Raw genomic sequence first — 7,322 nt, 5'->3', positions numbered from 1 at the left:
GGTTCATGCGGGGTCCAGAGTTTACGGGGAGAGGGCCCCGGCCGGCATTGTAGAATCCCCGGGTTCTGCGCCAACTCAAACCAAATCCCCCGTCATGAAGTCGTTTGTCTCTTTCCTGATGACCGCCCTGGTGGCCGCCTCCGCCTTCGCTGCCTCGGACGCCGCCCCCAAGGCCGCCAAGCCCGACCTCGCCAAGGGGGAGGCCAGCTTCACGGCCGTGTGCGCGGCCTGCCACGGCGCCGACGGCAACTCCGGCACGCCGGTCAACCCCAAGCTGGCCCAGCAGCATCCGGAATACCTGGTCAAGCAGCTGCAGGAATTCAAGTCGGGCAAGCGCGCCAACCCGGTGATGAGCGGCTTCGCGGCCCAGCTCAGCGAAGACGACATGAAGAACATCTCCTGGTGGGTGGCTTCCAAGAAGGCCAAGCCGGGCTTCGCCAAGGACAAGGACAGCGTGGCCCTGGGCGAGCGCATCTACCGCGGCGGCATCGCGGATCGCCAGATCGCCGCCTGCGCCAGCTGCCACAGCCCGAACGGCGCCGGCCTGCCGGTGCAGTACCCGCGCCTGTCGGGCCAGCATGCCGACTACACCACGGCCCAGCTGATCGCGTTCCGCGAAGGCGCGCGCAAGAACAGCGCCCAGATGAGCGCCGTGGCCGCCAAGATGAACGACCGCGAGATCAAGGCGGTATCCGACTACATCGCCGGTCTGCGCTGAGCCGGGACCGGAACAACCTGGCGGGCTGGCGGGACATCCCGGGCGGCCCGGCGCTTAGGCCTGAAAATACGGGGCGGTGCCGCCTGGGCATGGAACCCCGTCCGGAATTCACACTCCATAGCAAGGCGGGTCTTGTCAGAAGACCCGCCTTTTTTCTTGCCGCCACCGACATTCACGCATGACCGTCTCCTCCCAGGGCCTTGAAGCCAGATCCGGATCGCGCGCCCTGCGCGCAGGCCTGGAACTGCTGTCGTCGATGCGCTTCGCGATCGCGCTGCTCACGGTCATCTGCATCGCCGCCGTGATCGGCACCGTGCTCAAGCAGCACGAGCCCTTCGTCAATTACGTGAACCAGTTCGGGCCTTTCTGGGCCCAGCTGTTCGGCGCGCTGAACCTCTACGCGGTCTACAGCGCCTGGTGGTTCCTGCTGATCCTGGCCTTCCTGGTCGTCAGCACCTCGCTGTGCATCGCGCGCAACACGCCCAAGATCCTGGTCGACCTCAAGGCCTACAAGGAAAACATCCGCGAGCAGAGCCTGCTGGCCTTTCACCACAAGGCGCAGGCGGCGCTGGCCGAGGTACCCGAGGCGGCGGCGCGGCGCATCGGCGGCCAGCTCGGCGGCGCCGGCTGGAAGGTCCGGCTGCAGCCGCGCGAGACCCCGGCCGGTCCGGGCTGGATGGTCGCGGCCAAGGCCGGTGCGGCCAACAAGCTCGGCTACCTCGCGGCGCACAGCGCCATCGTGCTGGTCTGCCTGGGCGGCCTGCTCGACGGCGACCTGATCGTGCGCGCCCAGATGTGGCTGGGCGGCAAGACCCCCTACGCCGGCGGCGGGCTGATCGCCGAGGTCAAGCCCGAGCACCGCCTGTCCGAGCGCAACCCCACCTTTCGCGGCAACCTGATGGTGGCCGAGGGCACGCAGTCCAGCATCGCCATCCTCAGCCAGTCGGACGGCATCCTGCTGCAGGAGCTGCCTTTCGCGATCGAGCTCAAGAAGTTCATCGTCGAGTACTACGAGACCGGCATGCCCAAGCTGTTCGCCAGCGACGTGGTGATCCACGACAAGGCCACCGGTGAGAAGCGCGAGGCCCGCGTCGAGGTCAACCACCCGGCCAGCTTCAAGGGCATAGAGATCTACCAGTCCAGCTTCGACGACGGCGGCTCGCGCGTGAAGCTGCAGGCCCTGCCGATGCGCGCGGCGACCCGGCCGTTCGAGGTCGAGGGCGTGATCGGCGGCTCGACCGAACTGAGCAACGACAACGAGAAGCTCACGCTCGAGTACACGGCCCTGCGCGTGATCAACGTCGAGAACTTCGCCGGCCTCGGCGGCGCGGTGGACGTGCGCAAGGTCGACCTGCGCAGCGCGCTCGACGAGCGCCTGGGCGCCGGCCACAAGACCGTGACCAAGAAGGCGCTGCGCAACATCGGCCCCAGCGTCAGCTACAAGCTGCGCGACGCGGCGGGCCAGGCGCGCGAGTTCAACAACTACATGCTGCCGGTGGACATGGGCGACGGCGTGCCGGTGTTCCTGCTCGGCGTGCGCGAGACGCCGGCCGAGCCCTTCCGCTACCTGCGCGTGCCGGCCGACGACCAGGGCGAGATGCAGGGCTTCCTGCGCCTGCGCGCGGCACTCGACGACGCGGCGCTGCGCGAGCGCGCGGTGCAGCGCTACGTGGCCAAGGCGGTGGACCCGGCGCGGCCCGAACTGGCCGAGCAGCTCAAGGTCTCGGCCACGCGCGCCCTGGCCCTGTTCGCCGGCGTGGAGGCCGTCCCGGGCCGCAAGGGCGCCGGCCTGCAGGCCGTGGCCGACTTCATGGAGGCCAACGTGCCCGAGGCCGAGCGCGGCCGTGCCGGCGAGGTGCTGATCCGCATCCTGAGCGGCGTGCTGTTCGAGCTCGACGGCCTGGCGCGCGAGCGGGCGGGGCTCAAGCCCCTGGTGCCGGGCGACAAGACCCAGGGCTACATGACCCAGGCCGTGCTGGCGCTCAGCGACGCCCAGCTCTACCCGGCCCCCATGGCCCTGCAGCTCAAGGATTTCACCCAGGTGCAGGCCAGCGTGTTCCAGGTGGCGCGCGCGCCGGGCAAGACGGTGGTCTACCTGGGCTGCCTGTTGCTGATCCTGGGCGTGTTCGCCATGCTCTACGTGCGCGAGCGCCGGCTCTGGGTCTGGCTGGCGCCTGCGGAGGGCGGCGCAGGGGCCCAGGCCCGCATGGCGCTGTCGAGCAACCGCCGCACGCTGGACGGCGACCGCGAGTTCGCACGGCTCAAGGACCAATTGATTGGCGCAAAGGAGTGAGCGCATGAGCACGACAATCCCCTCCCTGGATCTGCAGCCGGGCTATTTCTCGCGGCGCAACTGGGCCGACTGGGCCTTCGCCGCCCTGGTGCTGGCCGGCGCGCTGTTCGCCTTCTCGCGCTACAGCGCCGCGATGGACGGCTATGAAAAAGCCATCCTGGTCGCGGCCGTTCCCAGCCTGGTCTGGCTGGGCTGGTTCTGGCGCCCCTTGCGCAACCTGATGCTGGTGGTGGCGGCCTTCTCCTTGCTGGCCATAGGCTCCTACCGCGGCGACCTGGCGCGCGCCGACAGCGTGTTCTGGCTCAAGTACTTCCTGTCCAGCCAGTCGGCCATCCTGTGGATGAGCATGCTGTTCTTCATGAGCACGGTGTTCTACTGGCTGGGCATGTTCGCGCGCGGCCAGGCCGACGCGCTCGAGGGCCTGGGCTCCAGGATCGCCTGGGCCGCGGTGACCATGGCGCTGATCGGCAGCATGGTGCGCTGGTACGAGAGCCACCAGATCGGCCCGGACATCGGCCATATCCCGGTCAGCAACCTCTACGAGGTGTTCGTGCTGTTCTGCTGGCTGACCGCGGCCTTCTACCTCTACTACGAGGCGCAGTACCGCACGCGCGCGCTCGGCGCCTTCGTGATGCTGGTGGTCAGCGCGGCCGTGGGCTTCCTGCTCTGGTACACGCTGGTGCGCGAGGCGCACGAGATCCAGCCCCTGGTGCCGGCGCTCAAGAGCTGGTGGATGAAGCTGCATGTGCCGGCCAACTTCATCGGCTACGGCACCTTCGCCCTGGCGGCCATGGTGGCCTTCGCCTACCTGATCAAGCAGCAGGCCAACGAAACCCGCTGGTACAAGCTGACGCCGATCTGGCTGCTGGGTGCGGCGCTGTGCTTCGTGCCCATCGCCTTTCGCCAGCGCGGCGTGGCCGAGGCGGGCGGCAGCTACTGGGTGGGCTATGCGGTGCTCTCGGCGCTGATCGCCGCGGGCATCCTGCTGGGGCGCCGGCGCATCGCCGCCCGCCTGCCTGCCCTCGAAATCCTCGACGATGTGATGTACAAGTCCATCGCCGTGGGCTTCGCCTTCTTCACCATTGCCACCGTGCTGGGCGCGCTCTGGGCCGCCGAGGCCTGGGGCGGCTACTGGAGCTGGGACCCGAAGGAAACCTGGGCCCTGATCGTCTGGCTCAATTACGCGGCCTGGCTGCACATGCGCCTCATGAAGGGCCTGCGCGGCGGCCTGGCGGCCTGGTGGGCGCTGGCCGGCCTGGCCGTGACCACCTTCGCCTTCATCGGCGTCAACATGTTCCTGAGCGGCCTGCACAGCTACGGCACGCTCTGATCTTCGGCAGGAACTTTGCCAGAATCGCGGCAGTCCCAATACCAGCAACCACCAGGACTGCACCATGATCATCCGGTCTGACCGCGACGGCTTCGTCCATCCCCAATCCAGCGAGATCACGCCGCATGGCGTCTACCAGGGCCGGCGCGAGCTGATGCGGCTCATGGCCGGCGGCCTGGCCGGCGCGGCGCTGGCGTCCTGGGCCGCGCGCGACGCGCTGGCGCAGGGCGTCGCGCGGCCGGGCAAGCTGGCGCCGCTGGCCGGGGCCAAGTCGGCCGTGGCCGGCGCGGTGACCATGGAAAAGCTGACCGACTACCAGGACGCGAGCAGCTACAACAACTACTACGAGTTCGGCACCGACAAGTCCGACCCGGCGCGCCAAGCCCAGCAGCTCAAGACCTCGCCCTGGACCGTGGCGGTCGAAGGCCTGGTGAAGAAGCCGGCGAGCTACGGCCTGGAAGACCTGCTCAAGCTGTCCGCGCAGGAGGAGCGCATCTACCGCCTGCGCTGCGTCGAGGGCTGGTCCATGGTGATCCCCTGGGTCGGCTACTCGCTGGCCGAGCTGATCCGCAAGGTGGAACCGCTGGGCAGCGCCAAGTACGTCGAGTTCGTCACCCTGGCCGACCCCAAGACCATGCCCGGCGTGGGCTCGCGCGTGCTCGAATGGCCCTATGTGGAGGGCCTGCGGCTGGACGAGGCCATGCACCCGCTGACCCTGCTGGCCTTCGGCATGTATGGCGAGGTGCTGCCCAAGCAGAACGGCGCGCCGCTGCGCCTGGTCGTGCCCTGGAAATACGGCTTCAAGAGCGCCAAGAGCCTGGTCAAGATACGCTTCACCGACCAGGAGCCGCGCACCGCCTGGAGCAAGGCCGCGCCCCAGGAGTACGGCTTCTACTCCAACGTCAACCCCGGCGTCGACCATCCGCGCTGGAGCCAGGCCAGCGAGCGGCGCATCGGCGAGGACGGCCTGTTCGCCAAGAAGCGCAAGACCCTGATGTTCAACGGCTACGAGGCCCAGGTCGGCCAGCTCTATGCGGGCATGGACCTCAAGAAGTTCTATTGAGGCGCGTCCCGCCAAGCGCGTCGGCGCGCTGCAGCACCGGGCGGCCAAGCCGCTAGTGTTGGCGCTGGCCCTGCTGCCTTTCGCCTGGCTGTTCTATGGGGCGCTGACCGATGGCCTGGGCGCCAACCCGGCCGAGCACCTGATCCGCGCCACCGGCGACTGGACGCTGCGCTTTCTCTGCCTGACCCTGGCCGTGACGCCGCTGCGCGTGATCACGGGCCAGGCGGCGCTGGCGCGTTTTCGGCGCATGCTGGGCCTGTTCACCTATTTCTACGTGCTGCTGCACCTGCTGAGCTACAGCTGGTTCGACATGGGCTTCGATGTGCCCGAGATCGCCAAGGACATCGCCAAGCGGCCCTTCATCCTGGTCGGCTTCTCGGCCTTCTTGCTGCTCACGCCGCTGGCCGCGACCTCGTTCAACCGCGCCATCAAGTGGCTGGGCGCCGCGCGCTGGCAGCGTCTGCACAAGCTGGTCTACGCGATCGCCGGCCTGGCCATCCTGCATTTCTTCTGGATGCGCGCGGGCAAGAACGACTTCAACGAGGTCGCCGTCTACGCCGCCATCCTGGGCCTGCTGCTGGGCTGGCGCGTCTGGCACGTCGTGCGCGGGCGCGCGCGCGGCTGAAAGGCGTTCAAATCAGGTGCTCGTGGCGGAAGGTGTCGGCGGCGCTTTCGCGGCTGCGGATCAGGTGGGCCTGGCTGCCGTCGACCAGCACCTCGGCCGCGCGGCCGCGCGTGTTGTAGTTGCTGGCCATGCTCATGCAATAGGCGCCCGCCGACAGCACGGCCAGGCGCTGGCCCGGCGCGACGCTGAGCGCGCGCTCGCGGCCTATCCAGTCGCCGCTCTCGCAGATCGGGCCGACCACGTCGTAGGTGGTGGGCGTGCCGGCCTGCGGCGCCAGCGGCACGATCTGGTGAAAGGCCTCGTACATGGCCGGGCGCGGCAGGTCGTTCATGGCCGCGTCGACGATGCAGAAGTTCTTCTGCTCGCCGGGCTTGAGGTAGAGCACTTCGGTCAGGCAGACGCCGGCATTGCCGACCAGCGAGCGTCCCGGCTCGATCATGAGCTGGCGATCGCCGAAGCCGCGCGCGTCCAGGCGGGCCAGCAGCTGGGCCCACAGCGCATCGGCCGCGGGCGGCTGGTCGCCGTTGTAGGCTATGCCCAGGCCGCCGCCGAAGTCGATGTGGTGGATGGGAATGCCGTCCGCCTCTATGGCCTCGACCAGGTCCAGCACCCGGTCCATGGCGTCCAGGTAGGGCGTGGTCTCGGTGATCTGCGAGCCGATGTGGCAGTCGATGCCGACCACGCGCAACCCGGGCAGGGCGGCGGCGCGCCGGTAGGTTTCGAGCGTGCGCTCGTGCGCCACGCCGAACTTGTTGCCCTTGAGTCCGGTGGAGATGTAGGGGTGGGTCTTGGGGTCCACGTTCGGGTTGACGCGTATGCTGACCGGCGCCTTCTGGCCTGCGGCCTGGGCGACCTCGCTGAGCACCTCGAGCTCGGCCTCGCTCTCGACGTTGAAGCAGGCGATGCCGGCCGCCAGCGCCTCGCGCATCTCGGCGCGGGTCTTGCCCACGCCCGAAAAAATGACCTTGGCTGGGTCGCCACCGGCGGCCAGCACGCGCTGCAGCTCGCCGCCGGAGACGATGTCGAAGCCGCAGCCGGCCTGGGCGAAGACCTGCAGCACGGCCAGCGAGGAATTGGCCTTCATCGCGTAGCAGATCTGCGCCTTGCGGCCGGCAAAGCCGCGCTGGTAGGCGGCGAGCGCCGCCAGCATGGCGGCCTTGGAGTAGACGAACAGCGGCGTGCCGTGGCGCTCGGCCAGTTCGCTCAGGCAGCAGTCCTCGACAAAGAGCTGGTCGCCCCGGTAGGCGACATGGGGCTGGCCGGGCAGTGCGTTGGGGGTCATCGGGTGTTGGG

The 7,322-nt window shown here is 68.8% G+C and carries 6 protein-coding genes; 5 read left to right on the top strand and 1 reads right to left on the bottom strand.

The genetic code is table 11. The features are described 5' to 3' along the window. Positions 1-94 precede the first annotated feature (94 nt). The 5 genes from FFS10_RS22380 to msrQ all read left to right on the top strand — a co-directional run bounded on the left by FFS10_RS22380 (position 95) and on the right by msrQ (position 6,029). Positions 95-718, top strand: a complete 624-nt coding sequence (locus FFS10_RS22380) for a c-type cytochrome (protein WP_137896809.1) — start codon at positions 95-97, stop codon at positions 716-718. 178 nt (positions 719-896) lie between these two features. After that, complete coding sequence (locus FFS10_RS22375) at positions 897-3,011, top strand: cytochrome c biogenesis protein ResB (protein ID WP_137896808.1); 2,115 nt, start codon at positions 897-899, stop codon at positions 3,009-3,011. A gap of 4 nt (positions 3,012-3,015) precedes the next feature. Beyond that, the gene (ccsB, locus tag FFS10_RS22370) at positions 3,016-4,341 is read left to right on the top strand and encodes a c-type cytochrome biogenesis protein CcsB (RefSeq protein ID WP_137896807.1); all 1,326 of its coding nucleotides are present in this window, start codon (positions 3,016-3,018) and stop codon (positions 4,339-4,341) included. Between the two features lie 64 nt (positions 4,342-4,405). Then, a complete protein-coding gene (gene msrP, locus FFS10_RS22365; RefSeq protein WP_137896806.1) occupies positions 4,406-5,404 on the top strand; it encodes a protein-methionine-sulfoxide reductase catalytic subunit MsrP in 999 nt (332 codons plus the stop codon). Then, positions 5,373-6,029: a protein-methionine-sulfoxide reductase heme-binding subunit MsrQ gene (gene msrQ, locus FFS10_RS22360; RefSeq protein WP_137896805.1), complete on the top strand. Its 657-nt coding sequence runs from the start codon at positions 5,373-5,375 to the stop codon at positions 6,027-6,029. The genes msrP and msrQ overlap by 32 nt, the downstream gene beginning before the upstream one ends. A gap of 7 nt (positions 6,030-6,036) precedes the next feature. Here the strand turns inward: msrQ and lysA are convergent, their stop codons facing one another. Then, on the bottom strand, positions 6,037-7,311 hold the full coding sequence (lysA, locus tag FFS10_RS22355) for a diaminopimelate decarboxylase (protein ID WP_137896804.1): 1,275 nt from the start codon (positions 7,309-7,311) through the stop codon (positions 6,037-6,039). Positions 7,312-7,322 lie beyond the last annotated feature (11 nt).

It is taken from the genome of Ramlibacter sp. 2FC, assembly GCF_005503345.1.
Classification (GTDB): Bacteria; Pseudomonadota; Gammaproteobacteria; order Burkholderiales; family Burkholderiaceae_C; genus SCMQ01.
This window is presented reverse-complemented; position numbering and strand designations above follow the sequence as displayed.